Below are 23,626 nucleotides of genomic sequence, written 5' to 3'. Positions count from 1 at the left end.
CCCGAAGGAGTCGCAGACATGACCAGCAGTGACCCGGACGTCATCCGCCGGCAGATCGAGGACACCCGGCGCGAGCTCAGCTACGACGTCGACGCCCTCAACGAGAAGGTCAACCCCGCCCGCGTCGTCGACCGGCGGGTGACCGCCGCGAAGGGACGCATGACCGGCCTCAAGGACAAGGTGATGGGTACCGCGCACGACACCACCCACTCCGCGCACGGCATGGCGTCCAACGCCGCCGGCTCCGTGCAGGGCGCGGCGAGCAACGCGGCCGGCACGGTGCAGGACGCGGCCTCGTCCGCGGCCGGCGCCATCCAGGGCGCCCCGGACATGGCGATCCGCCAGACCCAGGGCAACCCGCTGGCCGCCGGGCTGATCGCCTTCGGCGTCGGCTGGCTGGTCTCCAGCCTGCTGCCCGCCACGCAGAAGGAGCAGCAGCTGGCCCAGCAGGCCGAGACGGCCGTCCGCGAGAACAAGGACACGCTGCTGGCCCCGGCCAAGGAGGCCGCGCAGGAGATCGGCGAGCAGCTCAAGCCCGCCGCCCAGGACGCCGTGGAGTCGGTGAAGGCGACCGCCCAGGACGCCGCCGCCACCGTCAAGGACGAGGGCCAGTCCGCCGCCGCGGACGTGCAGGGCCAGGCCCAGCAGTCCAAGGCGACGGTGCAGAGCAAGACCTCCGGGTCCTGATCCACGCGGGTCCCTGACCCGCTCGCACGACACCGCGCCCCGCCGGGTCCTCCCGGCGGGGCGCAGTGCTGTCCGCGTCACCCACCCGGGTGAGGCGCTGACCGGGGCACCTGCTGGCACCGGCGCGGGATGTCGACGTCCAGGACATGACCGCTGCCGCGCTCGACCGCTCGCCCGCGCCGTCGCGCCGGCGACGGCTCGCGGGAGTGCGGCGGACCGCGGCGCCCGGCCGTCTGGTGACGGCGCTCGCCGTCCTCGTGCCGGTCGCCCTGCTCGCGCTCGGCGCACTGCCCCTGACCCCGGCAGCGCTGGTCGCGTTCCTCGCCCCGGCGGGTGCGCTGCTCGCCGGCACGCGGCACTCCCGACGCCAGGCGGCGCTGATCGCCCGGCTGGAACGCGAGCGGGCCGTGCTGCTCGACCAGGTGCGCAGCCGCGCCGACGAGCTGGACCGCGCCTCCCGCATCATGGCCGCGCGCGCCCGGACCATGACCAGCGTCATCGACGCCGTCACCGAGCAGTCGATCATCGGCACCGACCCCGACGGCACGATCCGCGTGTGGAACCCGGGCGCCGAGAAGCTGCTCGGCCTCCCCCGCGCCGACGTCGTCCGCCGGCGCTCGATCCTGGAGTTCCACCTCGCCGAGGAGCTCGAGGAGGCCGCCGACGCGCAGGGCACCGCCGTCGGGCTGCACGCCCTGGTGCGCGCCGCCCAGGAGAACGGCAGCGACGTCCGCGACTGGACCTACGTCGCCGCCGACGGCCGGCAGCGGACCGTCGCGGTGGCGATCACGCCGCGCACCGACGACCGCGGCGTGCACGCCGGCTGGAACTTCGTCGGCACCGACATGACCGAGGTGCGCGCCACCGAGCGGATGAAGGACCAGTTCGTCAGCCTCGTCTCGCACGAGCTGCGCACCCCGCTCACCTCGATCCTGGGATACCTGGAGCTCGTCCTGGACGACGAGCAGAGCCTCACCGACGAGCAGCGCCGGTACCTGGGGACCGTGGAGCGCAACGCCGACCGGCTGCTGCGCCTGGTGGGCGACCTGCTGTTCACCGCCCGCGTCGACGCCGGCCAGCTCACCCTGCAGCCCGAGCCCGTGGACCTCGTGGCCGTCGTCCGCGCCGCCGAGGAGACCGCCCGCGTCGCCGCGACCGCCGGCGGCGTCGAGCTGCGGGTCGAGGCACCGGACGGGGCCCTGGTCATTAGCGGCGACCCGATGCGGCTCGGGCAGGCCTGCGACAACCTGGTCTCCAACGCCGTCAAGTTCACCCCGTCCGGCGGGTCGGTCACCCTCACCGTCGGCACCGGCTGGCGGGCCGCCGACGGCACGGTGACGGCCGACGAGCGCCCCGGTGCGGCCCCGGTCGCCCGGCTGTCGGTGCGCGACACCGGCATCGGCATCCCCGACGACGAGCAGGGCAAGCTGTTCACCCGGTTCTTCCGCGCCTCGACCGCCCAGCGCAACGCCGTCCCCGGCGTGGGTCTGGGGCTGTCGATCACCAAGGCCATCACCACCGCCCACGGCGGCACGCTGGACCTGGAGAGCGCCGAGGGCCGGGGCACCACCTTCACCCTCACGCTGCCCCGCGGCGCCTGACCCCTCGCGCACCGAGCGCTCTTCCGCGGACGTGCAGGTCCGCTTTCTTGCGGATTCCTTGCGGTAAGCGGGCGGGTGGCCTGCGGAAGCACCTCCAGAGTTCTCCCTGTCGCCGGAAGCGCCGGGGGCACGGACTCAGGGAGAACACGATGCGCGCCACCGCCACCAGCTCCACCGCCCGCAAGGTCATCGGCTCGCTCGGCGTCCTCGGGGCCGCGGCCGCCGTCGCCGGCATGGGCACCTTCGGCACCTTCACCGACAGCACCTCCGCCGTCGGGACGACGATCAGCTCCGGCACGGTCGACATCGACCTCACCCAGCCCGTGGTCATGCCCTTCACGGCCGCCGGCCTCGTGCCCGGCGACTCGGTCACCCGCGCCTTCACGCTGAAGAACGCCGGCACCACGGACTTCTCGTCGATCACCCTCGACTCGACGCCCACCAACAGCCCGCAGAGCGTCCTCACGACCGACATCACCAACGGCCTGCAGCTGTCCGTGAAGTCCTGCTCCACGGCCTACGCCCAGAACGGCAACGCCGTCACCTGCTCCGGCGTCGAGAAGACGCTGCTCACCGGGCCCGCCGCGGTCAGCAAGACCCTGACCTCGCCCGCCTCACTGGTGTCGGGCCAGTCGGACAACATCGCGATCACCTACACGCTGCCGGCTGCCGCGGGCAACGGCTTCCAGGGCAAGTCCGCCGACCTGAGCCTCGTCTTCACCGCCCAGCAGCGCGCCGCCGGCGCCCGCTGACCCGGCTGAGACACCGGAGACACCACGATGACCGCCGTCCTCCCCGTCCGGAGCCCGGGAGCAGCCCTGCTGCTCCCGGCCGAGGACACCCGCTCCGCTCGGAACCGGTCCGCCGGTCCGGCCCGCACGCTGGGCCTGCTCGCCCCGTGGCTGGTCCGCGGAGTCGTGGGGCTGGCCGTCGCGGTCTTCGCTCTCCTGGCCGTCGGACCGCACGTCCTCGGCTACCGCACGATGACGATGCTCACCGGCAGCATGTCGCCGATGATCGACCCGGGCGACGTCACCGTCGTCACGCCGATCGCCGTCGGGGACGTCACCGAGGGCATGGTCATCACCTACCACCAGCCGATCGGTGACCACTCGCTCGTGACCCACCGGGTCGTCGAGGTGCAGCGCGACGCCGCCGGCCGCACCACCGTCCGCACCAAGGGCGACGCGAACGAGGCCGTCGACCCCTGGACCGCGACGCTCGAGGGCGACACCGCCTACCGGGTGCGCGCCGTCGTCCCGGAGCTCGGCCACCTGATCACCGCGCTCCGCGCCCCCGTGCTCACCCAGGCGCTGATCTACGGCGCCCCCGCCCTGCTGGCCGGCTGGCTGCTGCTGGGCATCTGGCGCCCCACCACCGACACCCGCGACGAGGAGGACCAGCCGTGACCGCGCTCCGCCGCACCGCCGTCCTGCTCGGCCTGATCGCCACCGTGGTCATCGGCAGCAGCATCCCGGCCTCCGCCACCTTCTCCGCAAGCACCACGGCGCAGCAGGCCCGCGTGAGCACCCTCGTCGTCGAGCCCGTCTCGGGCATCCGGGTCGAGCGCAACTGCCCCACCACGCAGGCCACCCTGCGGTGGAACGCCAGCCCCACCGCTGCCGTCGCCGCGAACAAGGTGACGAGCTACGCGATCTCCGCCAACGTCGGCGGCCAGCAGATCACCGCGCAGGTCCCGGCGACCCAGACCTACTACGTCTACCCGACGGGTTACGTCTACCCCGGCACGAGCGTCCCGGTCTCGATCACCGTCACCACGCAGACCCAGTACGGCTGGACCAAGGCCGCCACGACGACGACGACGGTGACGACGTGCTGACCGCCCTCGTCGTCGACGCCGACGCCCTCGCCCGCCGCCGCGTCTCCGGCCTCCTCCGCCTCGGCGGGTGGCAGGTCCGCGAGGCCGCCGACGTCCCGGCCGCCCTCGCGCTCGCCGCGACCGACGTCCCCGACCTCGTCGTCACCGACGCCGCCGTCGCCGGCGAGGACGGGCTGGAGCTGCTCCGCCGGCTGCGCCGCGACGGCTCGGAGGCCCACTTCCTGGTCACCGCCTGGGAGCCCTCGGAGCAGGTCCGGTCCGCGGCCGCCGCCGTCGGCGCCCTGGCCTGCCTCGGCAAGCCGGTCGACGCCGGCATCCTGCTCGACTTCCTGCGCAGCCGGACCACGGGGCCGGCTGCGCAGGGCACCCGCTACGCCATCCACGAGGTCGGCGACCTGCACGACGCCGACATCGAGGACGACCTGATGGACCGACTCCAGGAGCTGTACGTGACCGCGCTGCCCGGCCGCCTGGCCGCCATCGAGACCTCCACCCGACAGGGCGACGGGCCCGCCGTGGCCGCGGCCGCCTACACGCTGGCCGGCACGAGCGGCCAGCTCGGCCACCCGGAGGTCGCCTCGATCTGCCAGGCCATCGCCGCCGACGCCCGCCGCGGCATCCTGGCCCACGACCGCGTGCAGCACCTGCACGCACTGATCGGCGCCTGAGCCCTGACCCCGCTCGGACGCGCACGAGACGGAGGGCCCGCAGACGAGGGGGAAACGTCTGCGGGCCCTTCGGCGTGCTCAGGGGCAGACATGGCCATTTCTGCCCCTAGGGGGTCTGGGTCAGGCGGCGACGAGGCGGTAGCCGACGCCGCGGACGGTGCGGATCTCCGGTGAGTTGAGGCCGGCGGCGACGAGCTTGCGGCGCAGGTTGGACATGTGCGCCTCGACCAGGCGCAGGTTGCCCTCCCAGTCGGTCTGCCAGACCTCGCGGAGCAGCGTCTCGCGCTGCAGCACCCGGCCCGGCCGGGAGGCCAGCGCGGCCAGCAGATCGAACTCGGTGCGGGTCAGGTCGACGACGGCGCCGTCGACGCGCACCTCGCGGGTCTCCTCGTCCAGCTCGAGCTCGGCGAGCCGTCGGACCGACTCCTCGGCCGGGGCCGCCACCTCGGGCGCGGGCGCGGTGCGCGGGAAGCGCAGCATCGCCTGGACGCGGGCGGTCAGCTCGCGCGGGGAGAACGGCTTGGCCATGTACCCGTCGGCGCCGACGGCCAGCCCGATGAGCAGGTCGACCTCCTCGGCGCGGGCGGTGAGCATGAGGACGTAGCAGGCGGTCTCGGCGCGGATCTGCCGGCACACCTCGGTCCCGTCGGTGTCGGGCAGCCCGAGGTCGAGCACGATGAGGTCGGGCGCCTCGCGGCGCACCTCGGCCAGGCACTCGGCCCCGCTGCCGACTGCGCGCACCCGCAGCCCGGCGCGCTCCAGGACGGTGCGGACCAGCTCGCGGATCTCCTCGGTGTCCTCGACGACGAGCACGGATGACCCGGTCACGACCGACCTCCCTCCGATGACGATCTCGCGGACCCGGCGGTCCGCTTCCCGCCCCTGTGATCGGCGGGCGCGCCGGGTTGCTTGAGCCCGGCCCCGCTTCCCGACGTCCACTCCCCCGGAGGGGTGGGGGGCGACCACCGCCTCCTCAGCTCCACCCCCGGCCCGGCCGTTGCGAGGTGGAGGGCGCGGCCGTCGTGGTCGCAGCACACGGCGCACCCGGAGAGGCACGATGACCGTCGAACTGGTCCGCACCGACCACCACGTGCACTGCACGGGGTCCGGCGGCGCCGCGGGCAGCACCTGGGCCTCCGTGGCCGCCGCCCGCCGGGCCGGGCTCGAGAGCATCCGCCTGGTCGACCCCGTCCACACCTCGAGCACGCAGGTGCCGGACTTCCTGGCCCGGGTCGCCGCCCTGCCGCGGATCCCCGGCCTGGAGGTGCTCACCGGCGTGGAGGCCACGATCCTCGACGCCTCCGGCCGGCTCGACGTCCCCGCCGACCTCGTCGCCGGCGCCGGTGGGGTGGACCGCGTGCTCATCGCCGCCCACCGGTTCCCCGGGCCCGACGGCCCGTGGAGCCCGGCCCGGACCGTGGCCGAGATCGAGCGGGGGCTGCACCCGCAGGACGTGCTCGACGTCCTCGTGACCGCCACCGTCCGGGCGATGTCGACGGTGGACCGCCCCCAGCTAGCGCACCTGTTCTCGCTGCTGCCGCGGATCGGGCTGCACGAGAGCGCGTTGACCGACGACCACCTCGCCGCGATCGCCGCCGCGGCCCTCCGCACCGGGACGACGGTCGAGGTCAACGAGAAGTGGCGCTGCCCCGGCCCCCGCGTGGTGCTGCACCTCGCCGCCGCCGGCGTGACCCTGGTCGGCGGCACCAGCAGCACCGAGGCCGCGACCGTGGGTCGCTACTCCTGGGTCGCCCACGCCGCCGCGGCCCGGCACCTGCTCGGCGTCCGGTGACCGTCGCGGCGCCTCGCTAGGTGAGCGTCCGCGTCGTCGGTGGCAGCTCGCCACCGGCCACCAGCGCGGCGGTCGCGTCCTGCAGCGCGGTGAGCGCCACCCGCTGGGTGTTCGGCCCGGCGGAGACGCGGGCGACGCCGAGCTCCTGCAGCTCGCGCACCGACGGCGACCGGCCGGGGACGGCGATGACGCTCAGCCGGCCGGGCCCGAACGCCTCGGCCAGCACGGCGATCTCCTCGTGGGCGACGACGCCGGGGACGAACACGCACGGCGCCCCGGCCGCGAGGTAGGCCCGCCCGCGGCGCACCGCCTCGGTGAGCACCTCCCTGCGGTCGGCCCCGGCGGCCGCCCGCAGGACGGCGTCGGTGCGGGCGTTGAGGACGAACCCGATCCCCGCGTCGCGGCCGGCGGCCAGCACCGCCTCGACCGCGGCCACGGCCTCGTCCAGCGGCCGCATCGCGTCCTCGAGGTTGCCGCCGACCACGCCCGCGGCGATGGCCCGACGGGCGGTCTCACCGGCGTCGCCGTAGCCGGCCTCCATGTCCATGGAGACCGGCAGGTCCACGGCCGCGGCGATGCGGGCGACCATGTCCAGGTGCAGGTCCAGCGGGATCCGCTCGCCGTCCTCGTAGCCGAAGGTGGCCGCGATCGAGTGGCTGGCGGTGGCCAGCGCGCGGATGCCGTCGGTTCCGGCGACCACCCGCGCCGAGACGACGTCCCACACGTTGGCGAGGACGAGCACCTCGGGGGCGGTGTGCAGCTCCAGCAGGGCGCGGGCGCGGGCGGCGAGGTCGGGCACGGGCCGAACCTAGCCAGCGCGCGCCGCCCTGACCAGCGGCACTGGCGCAGGCCGGTCAGGTAAGGCTAACCTGCGCCACAGTGCCCGACCCCGGTCGCGGCAACGATCCCCGCCGCCTCCCGGATAGGCCGAACCCGCGCATGTACGTGTGCCACTGCAACGTGGTGAGCGACCGCGACATCATCGAGTCCATCGCCAACGGCGCCCGCTGCATCGCCGACGTCGCCCGGGACACCGGGGCCGGCCGCACGTGCGGCGGCTGCGTGGACACCATGCGCGAACTCGTGTGCCAGCATTGCCCGGTCATGACCGAGCGACAGCTGGGAGCCGCAGGTGCAACCCGTTAGTCCCCGAGTGGTCGAACTGCTCAACGATGCGTTGACCTTCGAGCTCACCGTCACCAACACGTACTTCCTCAACGCCCGCATGCTGGACGCCTGGGGCCTCCCGAAGCTGGGCAAGGTCTTCTACGACCTGTCCATCGACGAGATGCGCGACGCCGACGACCTCATCCAGCGCGTCCTGCTGTTCGACGGCCACCCGAACCTGCAGCGCCTCGGGTCGATCCGGGTCGGCGAGACCGCCGAGGAGATGCTCGTCCTGGCCCTCGACAGCGAGAAGGCCGCCGTGGCCCAGTTCAACGCCTCGGCCAAGGAGTGCCACGAGCTCGGCGACCACGGCACCGCCGCCGTCTTCGAGGAGATGGTGCGCGACGAGGAGAAGCACGCCGACTGGTTCGAGGCCCAGCTCGGCGCCATCGAGCGGGTCGGCGCGGCCCAGTACCTGGCCGCGCAGATCTCCACCGAGACGCCCTAGCGGCACCGCACGCGCAGAGGGCCGCTCCCCGATCCGGGGAGCGGCCCTCGTGCCGTTCGAGGTGGTTCAGCCGGCGAGCAGCTCGGTGAGCCGCTCCAGCTGGAGCCGCGCGGCGGTCAGCCCGATGCCGGTGAAGAACACGTCGTCGTCGACGGCGTGGGCCCGGTCCGCGGCGACGGCGGGCAGCAGCGGCCACAGCGGCCCGGCGACCACGTCGGCCTCGCCGGACTCGTCCGGGGCGCCGTAGGAGGAGTGCAGGACGACGTCGGCGTCCACCGAGGTGATCAGCTCGGGGCTGACCTCGGCGAAGGTGGGCGTGCGCTCGGTCGGCAGCGCCAGCAGTCCGAGACCCGCGTCCGCCAGCACCGACCCGAGGAACGACTCGGGCGTGTAGACGCGGATCGCGCCCCCGCCGACGAAGCGCACGGCGCCGATGGTCGGCGCCGGTTCGCCGACCGCGTCGCCCAGCGCCGCGGCCTCGGCGCGGTACTCGTCGAGCACGTCGGCGGCCTCGTCCTCGAGCCCGAGCGCCTCGGCGGCGAGCTCGAAGTTCTCCTTCCAGACGACACCGACCTCCTCGGCGAAGACGGTCGGGGCGATCTGCGAGAGCTGGTCGTAGAGCGCCTCGTGGCGCACCTTGTTGGACAGGATGAGGTCCGGCTCGGCTGCGGCGATCGCCTCGAGGTCGGGCTCGGCGATGGTGCCGACCACCTCGACGCCCTCGGCGTCGTCGGCCAGGTAGCTCAGGAAGCCGTCGGAGACCGCGGTGGTGACGGCGCCGACCGGCGTGACGCCGAGCGAGAGCGCCGAGTCCAGCTCGCCGGTGTCGAGGACGACGACGCGCTCGGGCCGCTCGGGGATCTCGGTGCTGCCCATCGCGTGCTCGACGGTCCGCGGGAAGGCGTCGTCCTCGGTCGTGCCGGTGGCGGTGCCGGCGTCCGGCTCGTCGTCGCTCCCGCAGCCGGTGAGCAGCAGGGCGACGGCCAGGACGGCTCCGGTCGCGGACAGGGCGGGGCGTCTCATGGTTCTCCTCGTGGATGCGCACGCACATCGATCGCGCGTGCCTCTGGATCGCTCCGCCCGCGTGTGCAAGACTCCGGAGCGAAGCCAGGTGAGGCTAGCCTAATCTCCGCACCGCCCCACCTGCCCGCACCGGGAGAGGACCGCATGACCGTCGAGACAGTGCAGATCCCGGTGTACCGGCCCTTCGCCGTGCAGGTGGCCCGCCTCGTGCGGCTGAGCCCGACCTTCCTGCGCGTGACCTTCACCGGCGCCGACCTCGACGAGTTCAGCACCAACGGCTACGACCAGCGGATCAAGGTCATGCTGCCGCTGCCCGGCCGCGGCATCGACGACTGCCCGGCCGACCCCGACTGGTACGGCGCCTGGCGCGCGCAGCCGGAGGACCGGCGGATGCCGCTGCGCACCTACACGATCCGCGCCCTGCGCCCCGAGCTGCGCGAGATCGACGTCGACTTCGTGCTGCACGGCGCGACCGGCCCCGCGTCGGCCTGGGCCGAGTCCGCGGCCCCCGGCGACGAGGTCGTGCTCATCGGCCCCAACGCCCGCTTCCCCGGCCCGACCGGCGGCTTCGAGTGGCACCCGCCGGTCGATGCGTCCTGCCTGCTCGTGGCGGGTGACGAGACCGCGGTGCCGGCGATCTGCGCGATCGTGGAGTCCCTGCCCGCCGGGCAGCGCGCCCGCGTCCTGCTCGAGGTGCCCGAGGCCGGGGACGCCCTGAACGTCGCCGCCCCCGACGGCGTCGAGGTCACCTGGCTGCCCCGCGCCACCGGTGCCGGCGCCCCCGCACCCCGTGGGGCGCTGCTCACCGCGGCGGTCGCGGACGCGGTGGCCGACCTCGCCGACGACCTCGCCCCCTCCCCCGCCGTGGCGCTCGAGGACGTCGACGTCGACAGCGGCATCCTCTGGGAGGTGCCGACCGAGCTGACGGCCCCCGCCGGCTCGTCCGGGGTCTACGCGTGGCTGGCCGGCGAGGCGGGCGTGGTGAAGGCGCTGCGCCGTCACCTGGTGCAGACCGTCGGCGTCGACCGCCGCTCGGTCGCCTTCATGGGCTACTGGCGCGAGGGCCGCACCAGCGACTGACCGCCTCCGTTTGACACCCTGACAGCAACCGGTGTCACATGGACGGGTGAGCGCTGCCCTGGATGTGCTGGCGACCGACGGCCTGGCGGTCATCGGCACGCTCGGCTTCTTCGTCCCCGCGGCGATCCTCGTGGCCCTCGTGGTCGGTGCCGTCGTGCGCGACCGCCGGCTCGCGGCCCAGGAGGCCGAGGCGGACGCCGCCGAGGAGGCCCGCAGGCACGAGTCGCTGGGCGACCCGGCGGACGGCGACCGCCGGAGCGCCGGGCGGCCTACTCCTCCGCCAGCCGGCTGAGCGCGGTCTCCACCGCCTCCTGGACGGTGCCGGCCATCTCGGTGCGGAACGCCGCCAGCAGCGCCTGTGCCGCCACCGGCTGGAGCCGGGCGACGGTCGCGCGGATCTCCTCGACCTGGTCCCGCGGGGCCCCGGCCTCCACCCAGGCCTGCCACCGGGTCTCGACGAACATGCCCACGTAGGTGCGGGCGATCTCCCGCACGTGCTCGGTCACCCGCGCCTGCGCGTCGATGAGCGCCTCGATCGGCACGCCCAGGGCGAGCACCTGGATGCCGGCGGTGAGCAGCGCGGGATCGAGCACCCGGAGCCGCTCGTCGTCGATCCGCTCGACCAGGCCGAGCCCGACCAGGCTGTCGACGACGGCCGGGCTCGGCGGCACGCCGGCCCGTGCGGCCAGGTCGGCGCCGGTGGTGACCTCCGGCTCCGGCGGCAGCCACGGCGCGAGCAGCGCCCGGTGCAGGGCCAGCGTGGCCGAGCTGCCGCTCGGCGGTGCCGAGCTCAGCGTCCGCTCGATCATCGCCAGCGTGTAGCCCTCGGCCAGCATCTCGCGCACGAGCAGCAGCCGGGCGACGTGCTCGCGGCCGTAGTACCCGGTGCGGCCGACCATGCGCGGCGGCGGCAGCAGGCCCCGGGCGGCGTAGGCACGCAGGTTGCGCACGGTGACGCCGGCGCGCGCGGCGAGCTGGTCGACGGTCAGCTCGCCGTCGTCGCCGTCCGGCGAACTCCCGACCTGGGTGACCACGCCCACCTCCTCACCTGCGCAACCCCACGGTAAACCGCTCGTTCTATGTATCAGTTGCCGATGTCACGGTGTGGATGTCTCATGAGCGCTACACCGATTGAGGGGGTTTGCGTGCTGCTCGCCGCTGAGACACGTCCCGCCGGAGGTGCCGCGCTCGGCGAGGTCGCCCTCGCCACCGGCATCGGGGCGGCGCTGACCGCCGTCCTCCTGGGCCTGGTGTGGCTGCACCGCACCCGCCGCTCGACGGTCCTGACCACGGTCGGGAACAAGCTGGGCGCGGCCACCGGGGTGCCGGCCTGGGTGGCACTCCCGACCATCCTCACCACGATCTCGCTGCTCGTGGCGCTGCTGGGCATGCTCTGGGACATCGCCCTGCACATCGGCGTGGGCCGCGACGAGGGACCGCTGGCCAACCCCGCGCACTTCCTCATCCTCTTCGGCCTGTTCGGCGTCTTCGCCGGCGGCGTCCTGGCCTGTGCCATGCCTTTGGACGAGAAGCCCGGCCCGGCCGCGGTCCGGTTCGTCCGCGGCTGGGACGTCCCGGTCGGCGGCATCCTCATCACCGTCGCCGGCTTCTACGCCCTGCTGGGCTTCCCCCTCGACGACGTCTGGCACCGCCTCTTCGGCCAGGACGTCACGCTCTGGGGCCCGACGCACCTGATGCTCATCGGCGGCGCCGGCCTGTCCATCGTGGGTCTGCTCGTCCTGGAGCAGGAGGGGCACGGCACGCTCTCGACCGACGACGGCGACGTGAAGGCCGGGCGCACCGCCCGCTTCATCCGCCAGGCCGCGGCCACCGGCGGGCTGCTGCTGGGCATGTCGGTGTTCCAGGGCGAGTACGACTTCGACGTCCCGCAGTTCCGGCTGGTGCTCGAGCCGTTCATGATCGCCGGTGCCGCGGGCATCGCCCTGGTCACCGCGCGGCTGTTCATGGGCCGCGGCGGGGCGCTGGCCGCCGCCGCGTTCTTCCTCGTCATCCGCAGCGGGATCGCGCTGGTCGTGGGCGGTGGCTTCGACGAGATCACGCCGACCTTCCCGCTGTACCTGGGCTCGGCGGTCGTCGTCGAGCTGCTCGCCCTCGGCCTCTCCCCCGCCCGCCGGCCGGTCCTGTTCGGCGCGGTCGCCGGGGTCGGCATCGGCACCATCGGCCACGCGACCGAGGCCGGCTGGACGCACGTGGTGCAGACGCTGTCGTGGAACGGCGACATCCTGGTCGAGGGCACCCTCATGGCGGTCGTCGGCGGCGTCGCCGGCGGTCTGCTGGGCGCACTGCTCGCGCTGGGCCTGCGCCGCCAGCTCCCCCGCCCGGCCGTGGCGCGCTCGATCGTGCTGGCCGGCCTCGTCGCGCTGGCCGCGTGCGTGGCCAACGGTCTGGTCGCGACCGTCCCCGACGACGTCGAGGCCACCTTCGGCATCACCGACGTGCAGTCCGACCCGCGCACCGCCGACATCACCGTCCGGCTGGACCCCGCCGACTTCGTCGACGACCCGGCGTGGGTGCAGATCACCGCGTGGCAGGGCGACGGCCTCGTCGTCAACGCCCTGGAGCGCACCGGCGAGGGCGAGTACCGGACCACCGAGCCGATCCCGCTGCACGGCACCTGGAAGACCCTGCTGCGGGTGCACGACGGCCGCGTCCTGACCGCCTTCCCCATCTACCTGCCGGCCGACGAGGCCATCGGCGAGGGCGAGATCGCGGCCGAGGACGGCATGACCCGCGCGGCGGTCCCGGAGATCGACATCCTGCAGCGCGAGCTGAAGGACGGCGGTGGCGGCGTCTGGCTGGTCGCCAACCTGGTCGTGCTCGTCTGCACCCTGGCGATCATCGCCGCGATGGCCTGGGGCGTGGCGCGCTACTCCCGCCGGGCGGGGGCCCGCGAGCCCTTCCCGGACGCCCCCGCGGACGAGCCGGCCGACGCGCCGCGCGCGTCCACCCCGGCCGTCTGACCGCCCGCCCCTCCCCCGCGCATCGGAGACCCCCGCTCGTGACGATCCGTCCTGCCCGGCTGCCCCGCGCCCTCGCGGCGTCCGCCCTCGCCCTCGCCCTCCCGCTCACCGGCTGCGCAGGCACCGACGAGGGGACGGCGTCCGACACGACGACCAGCCCGACGTCGTCGAGCGCGACGGCGGCCGGGGACCCGGAGCCGACGGCGGAGCCGGCGCAGGAGCCCGGTCAGCGCCTGGAGGTCACGGTCGCCGGCGGGCAGCTCAGCGGCGACACCGGCCGGGTGCCGGTGCCCGTCGGCGAGCAGGTCACCCTCGTCATCACCAGCGACGTCGCCGACGAGGCGCACGTGCACGGCTACGACCTGACCGCCGACCTGCAGCCCGGGACGCCGGCCCAGCTCACCTTCGACGCGACCATCCCCGGCGTCTTCGAGGTCGAGCTGCACGACGCGGGCACCGTCCTGCTGACCCTGCAGGTCTCCTGACCCGATGACGCTGCTGGCCCACGGGGTGGGGTCGCGCACCGACCTGCCCATCCCGATCGGGTTCGCCCTGTACGGCGCGGGCGCGGCGATCCTCGCCAGCTTCGCCGTCCTGCTGCTGTTCTGGCGCACCCCGCACCTGGGCGGCCCGGACTCCGGCCGCCCGGTGCCGGCGGGGCTGCAGCGCACCCTCGACGCCGGGGGCGTGCGCCGCGCGCTGCAGCTGGTGGCGCTGCTGCTCGCCGCGTTCGTCGTGGTCGCCGCCCTGGCCGGGCCGGAGGAGACCTCGCGCAACCTCGGCCCGTGGGTGCTGTTCGTGACCTTCTGGGTGGGTCTGGTCCCCGCGAGCCTGCTGCTCGGCCCGGTGTGGCGGGTGGCCAACCCGTTGCGCCTGCTGCACCGGCTGCTGCGGCGCTGGGGGCCCGACGCCCCGGGCGCGGCGCGGCTGCCGGCGCTGGGGCTGTGGCCCGCGGCCGGCGCGCTGCTGGTCTTCGTGTGGCTGGAGCTGGTGTACCCCGACCGCTCCGAGCCGCTCACCGTCGCGGTCTTCCTGCTCGCCTACGCCGTCGTGCAGCTGGGCCTGGCGCTGTGGTTCGGGGAGGGCTGGTTCGCCGCCGGCGACGGCTTCGAGGCCTACTCCACCCTGATCGCCCGGCTCTCCCCCTGGGGACGGCGAAGCGACGGCCGCCTCGTCCTGCGCAACCCGCTGGCCGGCGCGCTGGCCACCCCCGCGCAGCCCGGGCTCGGCGCGCTGGTCATGGTGCTGCTGGGCTCGACGGCGTTCGACGGGCTGACCCGGACGACGTGGTGGCAGACCGGCCCGGGGGCGGCGAACGACTGGTTCTCCGGCACGGTCGGCCTGCTGGCGTCGATCGCGCTGGTCTCCGGGCTGTACGTCGTCGGCACCCGGCTGTCGGGCCGGCTGGCCGGCCAGGAGGAGCGGATCCAGCCGGCGCGGTACGCGGCGACGGTGATCCCGATCGCGCTGGGCTACACCGTGGCGCACTACTTCAGCCTGCTGATGCTCGACGGGCAGACGACCTGGATCCTCCTCAGCAACCCGTTCGGTGCCGACGGCGTGGACCTGTTCGGCACCTACGGCAACCGGGTGGACCTCACCGCGGTCAGCGCCGACCTCATCGCGCTGGTGCAGGTCGGGGCCATCATCACCGGCCACGTCGTCGGCGTGGTGCTGGCCCACGAGCGGGCGCTGCTGTCGGCCCGCCGCGCCCGCGCGTCCGACCAGCTGCCGCTCGTGCTGGTGATGGTGGTCTTCACCCTGGGCGGGCTGGGGCTGCTCTTCGGGTTCTGAGCACAACCTCTCAGCCGGGACCGTGGGCTACAGCTCCGCCCACCGCGTGCCGATGCTGAGAGAGCCGAGTCCGGCACCACCGGGGCGCACGCCCCGACGCAGCGGAGGGACCGCCCCCGTGATCGCAGTGACCTGTCGCAACGGCGAGCACTTCACCATCGACCCCCGTGAGATCGAGCGGGTCGAGACCCTGCCCGATACCGTCCTGCACATGGTCGGCGGCCGCACCTACGTGCTCGGCACCGGACTCGACGAGCTGCTGCGGGCCGTCCGCGACTCGCACGCCGAACTGCTCGTCGTGCAGAAGCGGCTGTCCGGCGGCACCGCCGTGCTCGCCGACTCCGCCGCCACCCTGCGGGTGGAGCGCCGGGCGCGCGTCCGCATCGACGACTCCCCCGGCTCCCCCGCCGACCGCCGTCCCGACCCCGACGCCTGACCTCCGCTAGACGACGACGGAGAGCGCCAGCACTCCCAGCAGGCCGACCACGGAGATGATCGTCTCCATCACCGACCAGCTCTTGATGGTCTGGCCGACGGTCATCCCGAAGTACTCCTTCACCAGCCAGAACCCGGCGTCGTTGACGTGCGAGAAGAACAGCGAGCCGGCGCCGATCGCCAGCGCGAGCAGCGCCACGGTCGAGGAGCTCTGCTCGGCCGCCAGGGGCGCGACGATGCCGGCGGCGGTGATCGTGGCGACCGTCGCCGAGCCCGTGGCCAGCCGGATGCCGACGGCCACCAGCCAGCCCAGCACGAGGACGTTGATCGACAGGTCCTCGGCCGCCCGGCCGACCAGGTCGCCGACGCCGGCGTCCACCAGCACCTGCTTGAAGCCACCGCCGGCCGCCACGATGAGCAGGATCCCGGCGATGCCGGGCAGCGAGCCCCCGACGATCGAGGAGATCCGCTCGCGGCCGAACCCGACCGCGGTGCCGAGGGTGAACATCGCCAGGATGACGCCGGCCATCAGCGCGACGACCGGGGTCCCGGCGACGTCGAGGACCGAGCGCACCGCGCTGTCCTCGTCGAGGACCAGCTCGCCGATCGCGCGCAGCAGCATGAGCCCCACCGGCAGCAGCACCGTGACGATCGCGGCGACCAGCCGCGGCCGGCGGACCGGCGTCGCGGTCCCGGAGCTGGTGGCCACCGCCGCCCGCTGCTCGCCCTCGACCGGGTCGGCCAGGTCGGCGGCGACGCGGCCCGGCCCGGTACCGCCGTCGTCGTCCGCGGCCCGCCCGGTCCCGCCCGGACCGCCGGCCGTGCCGGGGATCGGCAGGTCGATCCGCCGGCTGATCCAGGTGCCGAACACCGGTCCGGCCAGGATCACGCACGGGATCGACACGATCAGCCCGAGGAGCAGGGTGCGGCCGAGGTCCGCGCCGAGCGCGTCGATCGCGACCAGCGGCCCGGGGTGCGGCGGCACCAGCCCGTGCAGCACGGAGAGGCCGGCCAGCGCGGGGATGCCGACGAGCAGCACCGGCAGGTGCGTGCGCCGCGCGACGAGCAGCACGATCGGCACCAGCAGGACGACGCCGACCTCGAAGAACAGCGGGATGCCGACGAGCGCGGCGACCCCGCCCATGGCCCAGGGCAGCCGGTGCGCCGACACGTGGTCGACGAAGGCCGACACGATCCGGTCCGCTCCCCCGCTCTCCGCGAGCAGCCCGCCGATCATCGCGCCGAGGGCGATGAGCAGCCCGACGCTGCCCACGGTCGCCCCGACGCCGCCCTGGAAGCTGGTGACGGTGTCCGCGGCGGCCAGCCCCCCGACGGTCCCGAGCACCGCCGCCCCGAGGACCAGCGCCAGGAACGGGTGCACCTTGAGCCAGGTGATCAGCACGACGACGGCGGCGATGCCGAGCAGCGCAGCGACGACCAGCTGGGTGTCGCTGCTGTCGACCTCGATGGCGTCCGCGGCGAGCAGGGTCATGACGAGGCCTCCGGGCTCCCGTGGGCGGAACGGGGTGCGCGGTCGCCGAGCGCGGCCACGAGGTCGTCGACCACCGCGTCGGGCGGGCCGGCGCCGGAGATCTCCGCGCCGGCCTCGTCGGGCTCGAGCGGCTGGAGGGTGGCCAGTTGGCTGTCCAGCAGCGAGGCCGGCATGTAGTGGCCGGCGCGCTGCTCCATCCGCTCGCGGATGACCTCGGCGTCGGCGGTCACGTGGGCGAACCAGACCGAGGGGCGGCCCTCGCGCAGCAGGTCGCGGTAGCTGCGCTTGAGCGCCGAGCAGGTGACGACGACGGAGCGACCGGTCGCCTCCCGCTGGTCGATCCACCCGCCGATGGTGCGCAGCCACGGCCAGCGGTCGTCGTCGTCCAGCGGGTGGCCCGCGGCCATCTTCTCGACGTTGGCACGGGGGTGGAAGTCGTCGCCCTCGGCGAACTCCCAGTCCAGCCGCTCGGCGAGGCGTTCGGCGACGGTCGTCTTCCCTGAACCGGACACCCCCATGACGACGACGGTGGTGGGCGGGAACGAGCCGTCGGCCTGCATGCAGCGACCGTAGGACCGCGCGCCGCTCGCGGCGACACGGTCAGGCGGAGAGAGCGCCGATCAACTCGGGCCAGGCGGTGCTCCGCGGGTCGATGACGACGAAGTGCCCGCCGTCGACCTCCACCAGCCGGGCCGCGGGGTGCGCGGCGACGTAGGACCGGGCGAGGGCGAGCGGGACGATCTCGTCCGCGGTGCCGTGCACGATCGTCACCGGAGCGCTCGGCGACGGCTGCCGGACCGGGTCGAGGTCCGGGCGCCCGGCGGCCGGCCCGCCCAGGAACGCGCGGACCGCGTCGCCGTCGAGCGCGAGCTCCTCGGCCAGTGCGACGTCCGCGACCGGGGCGAGCGCGACCACGCCGGCGAGCTGCGGCACCCGCGGGTCGACGGCGGCCTGCAGCACGAGGTGCCCGCCGGCGGAGTGCCCCGCCAGCACGAGCCGCCCGTCGCAGCGCCCGGCCAGCTCGGGGGCGGTGCTCAGGTGGCCGATCGCGGCGGCGACGTCGTCCACCGTGTCGTCGGGCCGGCCGGGCACGCGGCGGTACTCGATCGCCGCCGTCGTCCAGCCGGCCTCGGCGAGGGCCGCGGTGAGCGGCCGCACGTGGACCCGGTCGTACGCGGGCCGCCAGAAGCCGCCGTGCACGAACACCACCAGCGGACGCTGCTCGGCGCCGGACCCGCCGAAGCGGACGTCGACCACGGCGTCGGCGGAATCGCCGTAGCGCAGCTCCAGGTCGGGGCCGGGCGCGGGCAGCGCGAGGACCGAGCGGTCCTCCTCGGCGGGCATCTCAGCCGCGGGCGTCGGCGGCGCGCAGGCTGTCCAGCGCGGGGCCGTACATGCGTGCCTTGATGGTGCGGAGCGTCTCCCCCGCCTTGCCGGCGAGCCCGGAGGCGATCTCGACGGCGGTGGACAGGACGACGTCCTCGGCGACGGCCTGGTCGACGATGCCGGCCTCGACGGCCTCGGCTCCGCCGTAGCGGCGGCCGGTCGTCATCGCCTCGTGCGCGGCCTGCGGCGCGAGCCGCCCCTGGATCAGCGCGGACATGCCCGGCGTGAACGGGATCTGGATGTCCACCTCGGGCAGGCACCAGAAGCCGCGGTCGGCCCGCATCACGCGGACGTCGTGGCTCAGGGTGAGCATGGCGCCGGCGGCGAACGCGTGCCCCTGGATCGCGGCCACGGTCACCAGCGGCAGCGCCAGCACCCGGGCGAGCAGGTGCTGCACGGTGCCGACGTAGCCGCCGCGCTCGGACTCGTGGGTGGAGAGCCACTCCAGGTCCAGGCCGTTGGAGAAGAACTTGCCGGTGGCGGTGGTGACGAGCGCGCGGGCGCCGTCGGCCTGCTCGACCTCGTCGAGGGCGGCGTCCATCGCGGTCAGCCAGTCGGGGTGGAAGCGGTTCTCGGTGTCGCCGAGGTCGAGCACGAAGACGTCGCCGGAGCGGTCCAAGGTGGGCATGGCGGTCCTTCCGGGGAGGCAGCAGCGGACAGGCTCGGCCGGGTGGACGGCGAGCCCGTGTCGAGCACGATCATGCCGTCCGGCAGTGTTCGCCCCGCCCGGGGCACCCGTCCGGGCCGGTTCCCGGGAGGAGCGCGCATGCGCCGGCTCTACGTCGTCACCCACCCCGAGGCCGAGCACCACGTGTCCGGCCTGGTCGGTGGCTGGTTCGACAGCGCGCTGACCGGGCGGGGCCTGCGCCAGGCCGAGGTGATCGCGACGCGGATCCGCGAGCTGGTTCCCGCCGGCGCTCCGGTGGAGGTGCACGCGTCCGACCTGATCCGGACGGTGCAGACGGCGACCACGATCGCGGACCGGCTCGGGGTGACGCCGGTCCTGCACCTCGGGCTGCGCGAGAAGTCCTACGGCGTCGCCGAGGGGAGGCCGCAGGCGTGGCTGGACGCCCGGTTCGTCCCCCCGCCGGCGACGGGCGACCGGATGGACCACGTCGAGGGGATCGAGGGAGCGGAGACCCGACGGCAGTTCGCCACGCGGGTCTACGCCGCGGTGGACGACGTCCTGGCGAGCCCGTGCGCGCACCAGGTCGTGGTCACGCACGGGTTCGCGCTGACCTTCGTCGTCGCCGCCTGGATCGGGATGCCGCTGGAGGCGACCGGGCACGTCAACGTCCGCTCCACCAGCGGTGGGATCACCGCGCTCGAGGAGGACGACTTCTTCGCCAACCGCGCCGTCGTGCGGCTGGACGACACCACGCACCTCTGAGCGTCAGGCGGGCTTCCGCCACACCGAGACCGCGCTCTCGCTGTCGCCTGTCGAAGGGGGCGCCGCGCCAGTCCTCCGTCCGGCGGACGAACTCCAGACCGGCCAGCTGCGCCATGAGGTCGAGCTCGGCCGGCCAGACGTAGCGGAAGTTGCTCGCCGCGTACCGGACCGTGCCGTCGTCCCGGCGCCAGTAGTGGTGCGAGGTGCCCTGCTGGGTGGCGAGGTCGAGGGTGTCGAAGCCGACGTGGTGCGCGCCGACGTGGAACGGCACCGCCGTCTGGCCGGGTGGGAAGCGCCGGAGGGCCGGCACCGACAGCTCGACGACGAGGTGCCCGCCGGGGGCGAGGTGGCGGGCGGCGTTGGCGACGGTGGCGACCTGCCCGGCCTGGGTGCGCACGTTGCCGAGGCTGTTCCACACGACGTAGACCAGCGCGAACGCGCCGTCGACGGTGGCCGTGGCCATGTCGCCCACCACGACCGGGATGTCGGGCCGCTTCCGGTGCAGCTCGTCGGCCATCGGTTGCGACAGCTCGATGCCGCTGACCGGGGACGCCGCGGTCGCTCAGCGGGATGGCCACCCGGCCGGTACCGATCGCGAGCTCCAGCGCCGGCCCGTCCCCCGCCAGCGCCGCGAGGACGTCGACCGCCGGGTCGAGGACATCGGGGGCGAACATGAACGCCGCCTCCCGGTCGTAGCCGGCCGCCGTCGCCGCGTCCCAGACGTCACTGCTGCTCATGGCCCCCAGCGTGACCGCCGCGCACGGTCGCCACCAGCGAATTCACAGGTCACGAGTCGGCCTCACTGCGCCAACGGCTAGTGACGCAGGTCACTCCGCCCGGTAGGACTCCCGAGCAGCGCCCCACGGCGCTCGTCGACGTGGCGGCCCGTCCGCACGCCGGTGGCACGGCTCGAGATCGGCCGGAGGAGACATCGCATGCGAGGACAACGACGTCCGACCGGGCTGCCGTGGAAGCGGGCACTCGCTTCCCTGGGCCTGGTGGGCATCCTGCTCGGCACCGCGGCCTGCGGAGGGGACGACGGCGGCGACGACAACGGCTCGGGTGGTGCGGGGCCCGGCGAGATCTCCGAGCAGGGCGACCCGGTCAGCGGTGGCGAGATCACCGTCGGTCTCGAGGCAGAGACCAACAGCTGGCTGCCGGGTGAGTACGCGGGCGGCAACTCCGGCACCACCGTCGCCTACGCCCTCTACGACCCGCTGATGAAGCGGACGGCCGAGGGCGAGTTCAAGCCGTTCCTCGCCGAGTCGATGGAGCCGAACGAGGACTTCACCACCTGGACGCTCACGCTCCGGCCGGACGTGCAGTTCCACGACGGCACGCCGCTGAACGGCGAGGCCCTGAAGACCGTCTTCGACACCTACCTGAAGGCGCCGACGTCCAACGTGGCCAACACGCTGGCGGAGGTCAGCGCGCTGAACGTCGTGGACGACCTCACCGTCGAGTACGTCCTGACCGAGACCAACGCCGCGTTCCCGGACGTGCTGACCGGCTCCCCCGGCTGGCCGTTCTCCCCGACCGCCGCGGCCGCCGCCGGCGAGGACGCCGGCGCCAACCCCGTCGGCACCGGCCCCTTCTCGTTCGTCAGCTGGCAGCGCGACAGCAACCTGGTGCTCGAGAAGAACGAGAACTACTGGCAGGACCGCCTGCCCTATCTCGACGGCATCACGTTCCGGCCCATCCCGGACGAGGACACCCGCCTGGCCAGCCTGCAGAGCGGTGACATCGACGTCATGCAGACCCTGCGGCAGAGCACCGTCGCGAAGGCGCGCGAGGTCGACGGCGTGGACAACTACGAGTACCTCGGCAACAACAGCGGCGTGTCGATCATCAACACCACCAAGCCACCGTTCGACGACGTGCGGGTGCGGCAGGCGCTGGCGTACGGCATCGACCAGCCGGCGCTGATCGACGTCATCGGCGGGACCGGGTTGACCCCCGACGCCACCCAGTACTTCAGCCCGGACAGCCCGTTCTACTCGGAGGAGGTCGCCGAGGCCTATCCGACCTACGACCTGGAGAAGGCCCAGGAGCTGTACGACGAGTACATCAACGACCCGGCGCGCTCCGACGGCCTGCCGGTCGGGACGGATCTGTCCTTCAGCTACAACTGCCCGCCCGATCCCACGCTCAACGAGCTGTCGCAGCTGTACCAGTCGTACTGGAGCGCGCTGGGCATCGACGTGAAGCTCAACACGGTCGAGCAGGCCGCCCACATCCAGAACGGGCTGGCGAAGGACTACGACGTCCAGTGCTTCCGGGTGGGTGCGGAGACCGACCCGTACTTCACGCTGAAGAACGCGTTCACCCCCGGTCCGCTCAACCTCACCGGCTACACCAGCTCGGTGATCGACGACGGCCTGGAGACCCTGCGCACCACCATGGACATCGCGGAGCGGAAGGCCGCGGTCGAGGCGATCGGCATGGACATCGCGGAGAACGTCCCGAACGTCTTCACCGGCTACACGCTCACCGACGTCGCCGTCGGCGAGCAGGTGAAGAACGTCGACGGCTGGGTCTTCCCGGACGACACCGAAGGCGACGGCGTCCCGGGCGCGACCACCATGTGGGGCTACGTCTGGCTCGCCGACTAGCCGGAACCGCATGAACCGGTGGCCCGGGCGGGGAACCGCCCGGGCCACCGCCATGTGTGATGGACGCTCCCGCGGAAGCGTCGTCAAGCCGTACACCTTGACCGCGTTCCCGCGGGAACGTCACCGCGGCGGCGAGGGAGGTCCTTCACGCCGGGCGGGCGGCGAACCCACTCCGTCGGGTCAGGGATCCGGCTCGGAACGGAGCGTTCGGCCCGTTCTCGCCAAGAATCCGCACCATGTACAGCGCGCTGGCTCGCGACTGGTCGGGCGGGGGCGTCGGCCGAGCGTGAGGCCATGCGCCGCATGCGGACCGAGCCGGTCCTCGTCGAGGCCCGTCCGCGAGCAGCACTGTCGGTCGTGCCCGCCTACCCGACGCCGTACGTCCCAGGACCGGCCGCCGGGATTCCGGCAGGCGGGCAGACGCCGTCCGGAGCGCGACCGCTGGGGCCGCCTGGCCGGCATCAGCCTGCTCGTCCTGCTGGCCACGTCGCCGCTGAGCGCCGCCGGCCCAGTTGGGCAGGTCATGGCGGCCCTGATCGGCTTCCCGGCCGTCGTGCTGTTCGGGGTCTCGGTGGTCGGCGCCCCCGTCGCAGCCGTCCGCGCGACCTGGACCTCACTACGCCCGGAGGCGTTCGTCCCGCGGTCTCGGTATCCGTCGCCGGTCGTCGCGGGGCCTCGCCGCCCGGCCCACCGGGGTACGCACCTGCGGGTCACCGGCGCCGAGGACAACTGGGTCAAGGGCGCCCGGGGCGAGCAGGCGGTGGGCGCGGCGCTGGCCTGCACGGGCCTGCCGGTGCTGCACGACCGGCGTCTCCGCCAGGGCTCCCGGGCCAACATCGACCATGTCGTCGTCGCCGCGGACGCCGTCTACGTCGTCGACGCGAAGAACATCACCGGTTCCCTGGTCGCGACGGGCGGCACCCTCCGGATCAACGGCCGGGACCGGGACAGCCTCTTGCAGGGTGTGCGACTCCAGGCCCGCGAACTGGAGGCGGCGCTCGACCGACTGGGCGTCGCCGTTCCGGTACGTCCCATGCTCTGCCTGACCGGCTCGGCCAGGCCCGCCGGCATGCAGTTCGTCGGCGGTGTCCTGCTCACCACGCCGTTCTCACTCGCCAGCGCACTCACCCTGCCGGGCCCCCTCGCCGGCGACCGACGGGCCGCGATCGCCGACGACCTGGCGTGGGCCTTTCCTCCTGCCGTCAGCGACTGAGAGCCGGACGCCCCTGC

The 23,626-nt window shown here is 74.1% G+C and carries 27 protein-coding genes; 18 read left to right on the top strand and 9 right to left on the bottom strand.

Going from position 1 to position 23,626, the window contains the following annotated elements:
* Positions 1-18 precede the first annotated feature (18 nt).
* From JKP75_RS04420 to JKP75_RS04395, 6 genes are all read left to right on the top strand, one after another.
* Positions 19-687, top strand: coding sequence for a DUF3618 domain-containing protein (locus JKP75_RS04420; protein ID WP_200492450.1), 669 nt, complete (start codon positions 19-21; stop codon positions 685-687).
* Positions 688-833: 146 nt separating this feature from the next.
* Complete coding sequence (locus JKP75_RS04415) at positions 834-2,288, top strand: cell wall metabolism sensor histidine kinase WalK (protein WP_200492452.1); 1,455 nt, start codon at positions 834-836, stop codon at positions 2,286-2,288.
* 149 nt (positions 2,289-2,437) lie between these two features.
* On the top strand, positions 2,438-3,040 hold the full coding sequence (locus JKP75_RS04410; protein ID WP_200492453.1) for a TasA family protein: 603 nt from the start codon (positions 2,438-2,440) through the stop codon (positions 3,038-3,040).
* Positions 3,041-3,067: 27 nt separating this feature from the next.
* Positions 3,068-3,697 carry a signal peptidase I gene (locus tag JKP75_RS04405; RefSeq protein WP_200492454.1) on the top strand — a complete coding sequence of 210 codons (630 nt, stop codon included), beginning with the start codon at positions 3,068-3,070 and terminating at the stop codon, positions 3,695-3,697.
* On the top strand, positions 3,694-4,128 hold the full coding sequence (locus tag JKP75_RS04400; RefSeq protein WP_200492796.1) for a hypothetical protein: 435 nt from the start codon (positions 3,694-3,696) through the stop codon (positions 4,126-4,128). The genes JKP75_RS04405 and JKP75_RS04400 overlap by 4 nt, the downstream gene beginning before the upstream one ends.
* A complete protein-coding gene (locus JKP75_RS04395) occupies positions 4,122-4,796 on the top strand; it encodes a response regulator (RefSeq protein WP_200492795.1) in 675 nt (224 codons plus the stop codon). The genes JKP75_RS04400 and JKP75_RS04395 overlap by 7 nt, the downstream gene beginning before the upstream one ends.
* 120 nt (positions 4,797-4,916) lie before the next feature.
* Here JKP75_RS04395 and JKP75_RS22475 read toward each other — a convergent pair whose 3' ends face one another.
* Positions 4,917-5,624 (bottom strand): response regulator transcription factor, encoded by a 708-nt coding sequence (locus JKP75_RS22475; protein ID WP_200492458.1) that lies wholly within the window; start codon positions 5,622-5,624, stop codon positions 4,917-4,919.
* 229 nt (positions 5,625-5,853) lie between these two features.
* Here JKP75_RS22475 and JKP75_RS04385 point away from each other — a divergent pair, with 229 nt between their 5' ends.
* A complete protein-coding gene (locus tag JKP75_RS04385; RefSeq protein ID WP_200492459.1) occupies positions 5,854-6,588 on the top strand; it encodes a histidinol-phosphatase in 735 nt (244 codons plus the stop codon).
* A gap of 16 nt (positions 6,589-6,604) precedes the next feature.
* Here the strand turns inward: JKP75_RS04385 and JKP75_RS04380 are convergent, their stop codons facing one another.
* Positions 6,605-7,387 carry an isocitrate lyase/phosphoenolpyruvate mutase family protein gene (locus JKP75_RS04380; RefSeq protein WP_200492460.1) on the bottom strand — a complete coding sequence of 261 codons (783 nt, stop codon included), beginning with the start codon at positions 7,385-7,387 and terminating at the stop codon, positions 6,605-6,607.
* Positions 7,388-7,527: 140 nt separating this feature from the next.
* On the opposite strand from JKP75_RS04380, the gene JKP75_RS04375 reads away from it, so the two are divergent.
* Positions 7,528-7,734, top strand: coding sequence for a bacterioferritin-associated ferredoxin (locus tag JKP75_RS04375; RefSeq protein WP_242472376.1), 207 nt, complete (start codon positions 7,528-7,530; stop codon positions 7,732-7,734).
* Positions 7,721-8,203: a bacterioferritin gene (gene bfr, locus JKP75_RS04370; protein ID WP_200492465.1), complete on the top strand. Its 483-nt coding sequence runs from the start codon at positions 7,721-7,723 to the stop codon at positions 8,201-8,203. Before JKP75_RS04375 ends, bfr begins: the two co-directional genes overlap by 14 nt.
* Before the next feature lie 66 nt (positions 8,204-8,269).
* On the opposite strand, the gene JKP75_RS04365 is transcribed toward bfr, so the two are convergent.
* Positions 8,270-9,226: an ABC transporter substrate-binding protein gene (locus tag JKP75_RS04365; RefSeq protein ID WP_200492467.1), complete on the bottom strand. Its 957-nt coding sequence runs from the start codon at positions 9,224-9,226 to the stop codon at positions 8,270-8,272.
* A gap of 144 nt (positions 9,227-9,370) precedes the next feature.
* Here JKP75_RS04365 and JKP75_RS04360 point away from each other — a divergent pair, with 144 nt between their 5' ends.
* Entirely contained in the window at positions 9,371-10,306 is a 936-nt protein-coding gene (locus tag JKP75_RS04360; protein ID WP_200492469.1) for a siderophore-interacting protein, read from the top strand.
* 46 nt (positions 10,307-10,352) lie between these two features.
* Positions 10,353-10,598, top strand: coding sequence for a hypothetical protein (locus JKP75_RS04355; protein WP_200492470.1), 246 nt, complete (start codon positions 10,353-10,355; stop codon positions 10,596-10,598).
* On the opposite strand, the gene JKP75_RS04350 is transcribed toward JKP75_RS04355, so the two are convergent.
* On the bottom strand, positions 10,576-11,340 hold the full coding sequence (locus tag JKP75_RS04350) for a MerR family transcriptional regulator (RefSeq protein WP_200492472.1): 765 nt from the start codon (positions 11,338-11,340) through the stop codon (positions 10,576-10,578). The genes JKP75_RS04355 and JKP75_RS04350 overlap by 23 nt on opposite strands.
* Positions 11,341-11,451: 111 nt before the next feature.
* Here JKP75_RS04350 and JKP75_RS04345 point away from each other — a divergent pair, with 111 nt between their 5' ends.
* The 4 genes from JKP75_RS04345 to JKP75_RS04330 all read left to right on the top strand — a co-directional run bounded on the left by JKP75_RS04345 (position 11,452) and on the right by JKP75_RS04330 (position 15,517).
* The gene (locus JKP75_RS04345) at positions 11,452-13,287 is read left to right on the top strand and encodes a hypothetical protein (RefSeq protein ID WP_200492794.1); all 1,836 of its coding nucleotides are present in this window, start codon (positions 11,452-11,454) and stop codon (positions 13,285-13,287) included.
* Positions 13,288-13,325: 38 nt separating this feature from the next.
* Complete coding sequence (locus JKP75_RS04340) at positions 13,326-13,772, top strand: hypothetical protein (protein ID WP_309229500.1); 447 nt, start codon at positions 13,326-13,328, stop codon at positions 13,770-13,772.
* A gap of 4 nt (positions 13,773-13,776) precedes the next feature.
* Positions 13,777-15,081 (top strand): hypothetical protein, encoded by a 1,305-nt coding sequence (locus tag JKP75_RS04335; RefSeq protein ID WP_200492476.1) that lies wholly within the window; start codon positions 13,777-13,779, stop codon positions 15,079-15,081.
* 118 nt (positions 15,082-15,199) lie between these two features.
* Positions 15,200-15,517, top strand: coding sequence for a flagellar FlbD family protein (locus tag JKP75_RS04330; RefSeq protein WP_200492480.1), 318 nt, complete (start codon positions 15,200-15,202; stop codon positions 15,515-15,517).
* Between the two features lie 6 nt (positions 15,518-15,523).
* On the opposite strand, the gene JKP75_RS04325 is transcribed toward JKP75_RS04330, so the two are convergent.
* The 4 genes from JKP75_RS04325 to JKP75_RS04310 are packed head-to-tail and all read right to left on the bottom strand — an operon-like array spanning position 15,524 to position 19,022.
* A complete protein-coding gene (locus tag JKP75_RS04325) occupies positions 15,524-17,008 on the bottom strand; it encodes a GntP family permease (RefSeq protein WP_200492793.1) in 1,485 nt (494 codons plus the stop codon).
* Complete coding sequence (locus JKP75_RS04320) at positions 17,005-17,568, bottom strand: gluconokinase (RefSeq protein WP_200492481.1); 564 nt, start codon at positions 17,566-17,568, stop codon at positions 17,005-17,007. Before JKP75_RS04320 ends, JKP75_RS04325 begins: the two co-directional genes overlap by 4 nt.
* A 40-nt stretch (positions 17,569-17,608) precedes the next feature.
* The gene (locus JKP75_RS04315) at positions 17,609-18,352 is read right to left on the bottom strand and encodes an alpha/beta hydrolase (protein WP_200492482.1); all 744 of its coding nucleotides are present in this window, start codon (positions 18,350-18,352) and stop codon (positions 17,609-17,611) included.
* 1 nt (position 18,353) lies between these two features.
* Positions 18,354-19,022 (bottom strand): enoyl-CoA hydratase-related protein, encoded by a 669-nt coding sequence (locus JKP75_RS04310; RefSeq protein ID WP_200492483.1) that lies wholly within the window; start codon positions 19,020-19,022, stop codon positions 18,354-18,356.
* A gap of 138 nt (positions 19,023-19,160) precedes the next feature.
* Between JKP75_RS04310 and JKP75_RS04305 the strand changes: the two genes are divergently transcribed.
* Positions 19,161-19,784, top strand: coding sequence for a histidine phosphatase family protein (locus tag JKP75_RS04305; RefSeq protein WP_200492484.1), 624 nt, complete (start codon positions 19,161-19,163; stop codon positions 19,782-19,784).
* On the opposite strand, the gene JKP75_RS04300 is transcribed toward JKP75_RS04305, so the two are convergent.
* Positions 19,711-20,301, bottom strand: a complete 591-nt coding sequence (locus JKP75_RS04300; protein WP_200492792.1) for a hypothetical protein — start codon at positions 20,299-20,301, stop codon at positions 19,711-19,713. The genes JKP75_RS04305 and JKP75_RS04300 overlap by 74 nt on opposite strands.
* 418 nt (positions 20,302-20,719) lie before the next feature.
* Between JKP75_RS04300 and JKP75_RS04295 the strand changes: the two genes are divergently transcribed.
* Positions 20,720-22,396 carry an ABC transporter substrate-binding protein gene (locus tag JKP75_RS04295; RefSeq protein ID WP_200492791.1) on the top strand — a complete coding sequence of 559 codons (1,677 nt, stop codon included), beginning with the start codon at positions 20,720-20,722 and terminating at the stop codon, positions 22,394-22,396.
* Positions 22,397-22,919: 523 nt separating this feature from the next.
* A complete protein-coding gene (locus tag JKP75_RS04290) occupies positions 22,920-23,609 on the top strand; it encodes a nuclease-related domain-containing protein (protein WP_200492790.1) in 690 nt (229 codons plus the stop codon).
* Positions 23,610-23,626 lie beyond the last annotated feature (17 nt).

The sequence above is a fragment of the Blastococcus sp. TML/M2B genome, assembly GCF_016612865.1.
GTDB lineage: Bacteria > Actinomycetota > Actinomycetes > Mycobacteriales > Geodermatophilaceae > Blastococcus.
Note: the sequence above shows the minus strand (reverse complement) of the source record. Positions and strands in the feature narration are given on the sequence as shown.

Bases quoted from the DNA above. Each gene is read 5' to 3' on its own strand.
- JKP75_RS04420 (WP_200492450.1), top strand. From the start codon at position 19: ATGACCAGCAGTGACCCGGACGTCATCCGCCGGCAGATCGAGGACACC.
- JKP75_RS04415 (WP_200492452.1), top strand. From the start codon at position 834: ATGACCGCTGCCGCGCTCGACCGCTCGCCCGCGCCGTCGCGCCGGCGA.
- JKP75_RS04410 (WP_200492453.1), top strand. From the start codon at position 2,438: ATGCGCGCCACCGCCACCAGCTCCACCGCCCGCAAGGTCATCGGCTCG.
- JKP75_RS04405 (WP_200492454.1), top strand. From the start codon at position 3,068: ATGACCGCCGTCCTCCCCGTCCGGAGCCCGGGAGCAGCCCTGCTGCTC.
- JKP75_RS04385 (WP_200492459.1), top strand. From the start codon at position 5,854: ATGACCGTCGAACTGGTCCGCACCGACCACCACGTGCACTGCACGGGG.
- JKP75_RS04375 (WP_242472376.1), top strand. From the start codon at position 7,528: ATGTACGTGTGCCACTGCAACGTGGTGAGCGACCGCGACATCATCGAG.
- JKP75_RS04365 (WP_200492467.1), bottom strand. From the start codon at position 9,226: ATGAGACGCCCCGCCCTGTCCGCGACCGGAGCCGTCCTGGCCGTCGCC.
- JKP75_RS04360 (WP_200492469.1), top strand. From the start codon at position 9,371: ATGACCGTCGAGACAGTGCAGATCCCGGTGTACCGGCCCTTCGCCGTG.
- JKP75_RS04335 (WP_200492476.1), top strand. From the start codon at position 13,777: ATGACGCTGCTGGCCCACGGGGTGGGGTCGCGCACCGACCTGCCCATC.
- JKP75_RS04325 (WP_200492793.1), bottom strand. From the start codon at position 17,008: ATGACCCTGCTCGCCGCGGACGCCATCGAGGTCGACAGCAGCGACACC.
- JKP75_RS04320 (WP_200492481.1), bottom strand. From the start codon at position 17,568: ATGCAGGCCGACGGCTCGTTCCCGCCCACCACCGTCGTCGTCATGGGG.
- JKP75_RS04315 (WP_200492482.1), bottom strand. From the start codon at position 18,352: ATGCCCGCCGAGGAGGACCGCTCGGTCCTCGCGCTGCCCGCGCCCGGC.
- JKP75_RS04310 (WP_200492483.1), bottom strand. From the start codon at position 19,022: ATGCCCACCTTGGACCGCTCCGGCGACGTCTTCGTGCTCGACCTCGGC.
- JKP75_RS04305 (WP_200492484.1), top strand. From the start codon at position 19,161: ATGCGCCGGCTCTACGTCGTCACCCACCCCGAGGCCGAGCACCACGTG.
- JKP75_RS04300 (WP_200492792.1), bottom strand. From the start codon at position 20,301: ATGGCCGACGAGCTGCACCGGAAGCGGCCCGACATCCCGGTCGTGGTG.
- JKP75_RS04295 (WP_200492791.1), top strand. From the start codon at position 20,720: ATGCGAGGACAACGACGTCCGACCGGGCTGCCGTGGAAGCGGGCACTC.
- JKP75_RS04290 (WP_200492790.1), top strand. From the start codon at position 22,920: ATGGCGGCCCTGATCGGCTTCCCGGCCGTCGTGCTGTTCGGGGTCTCG.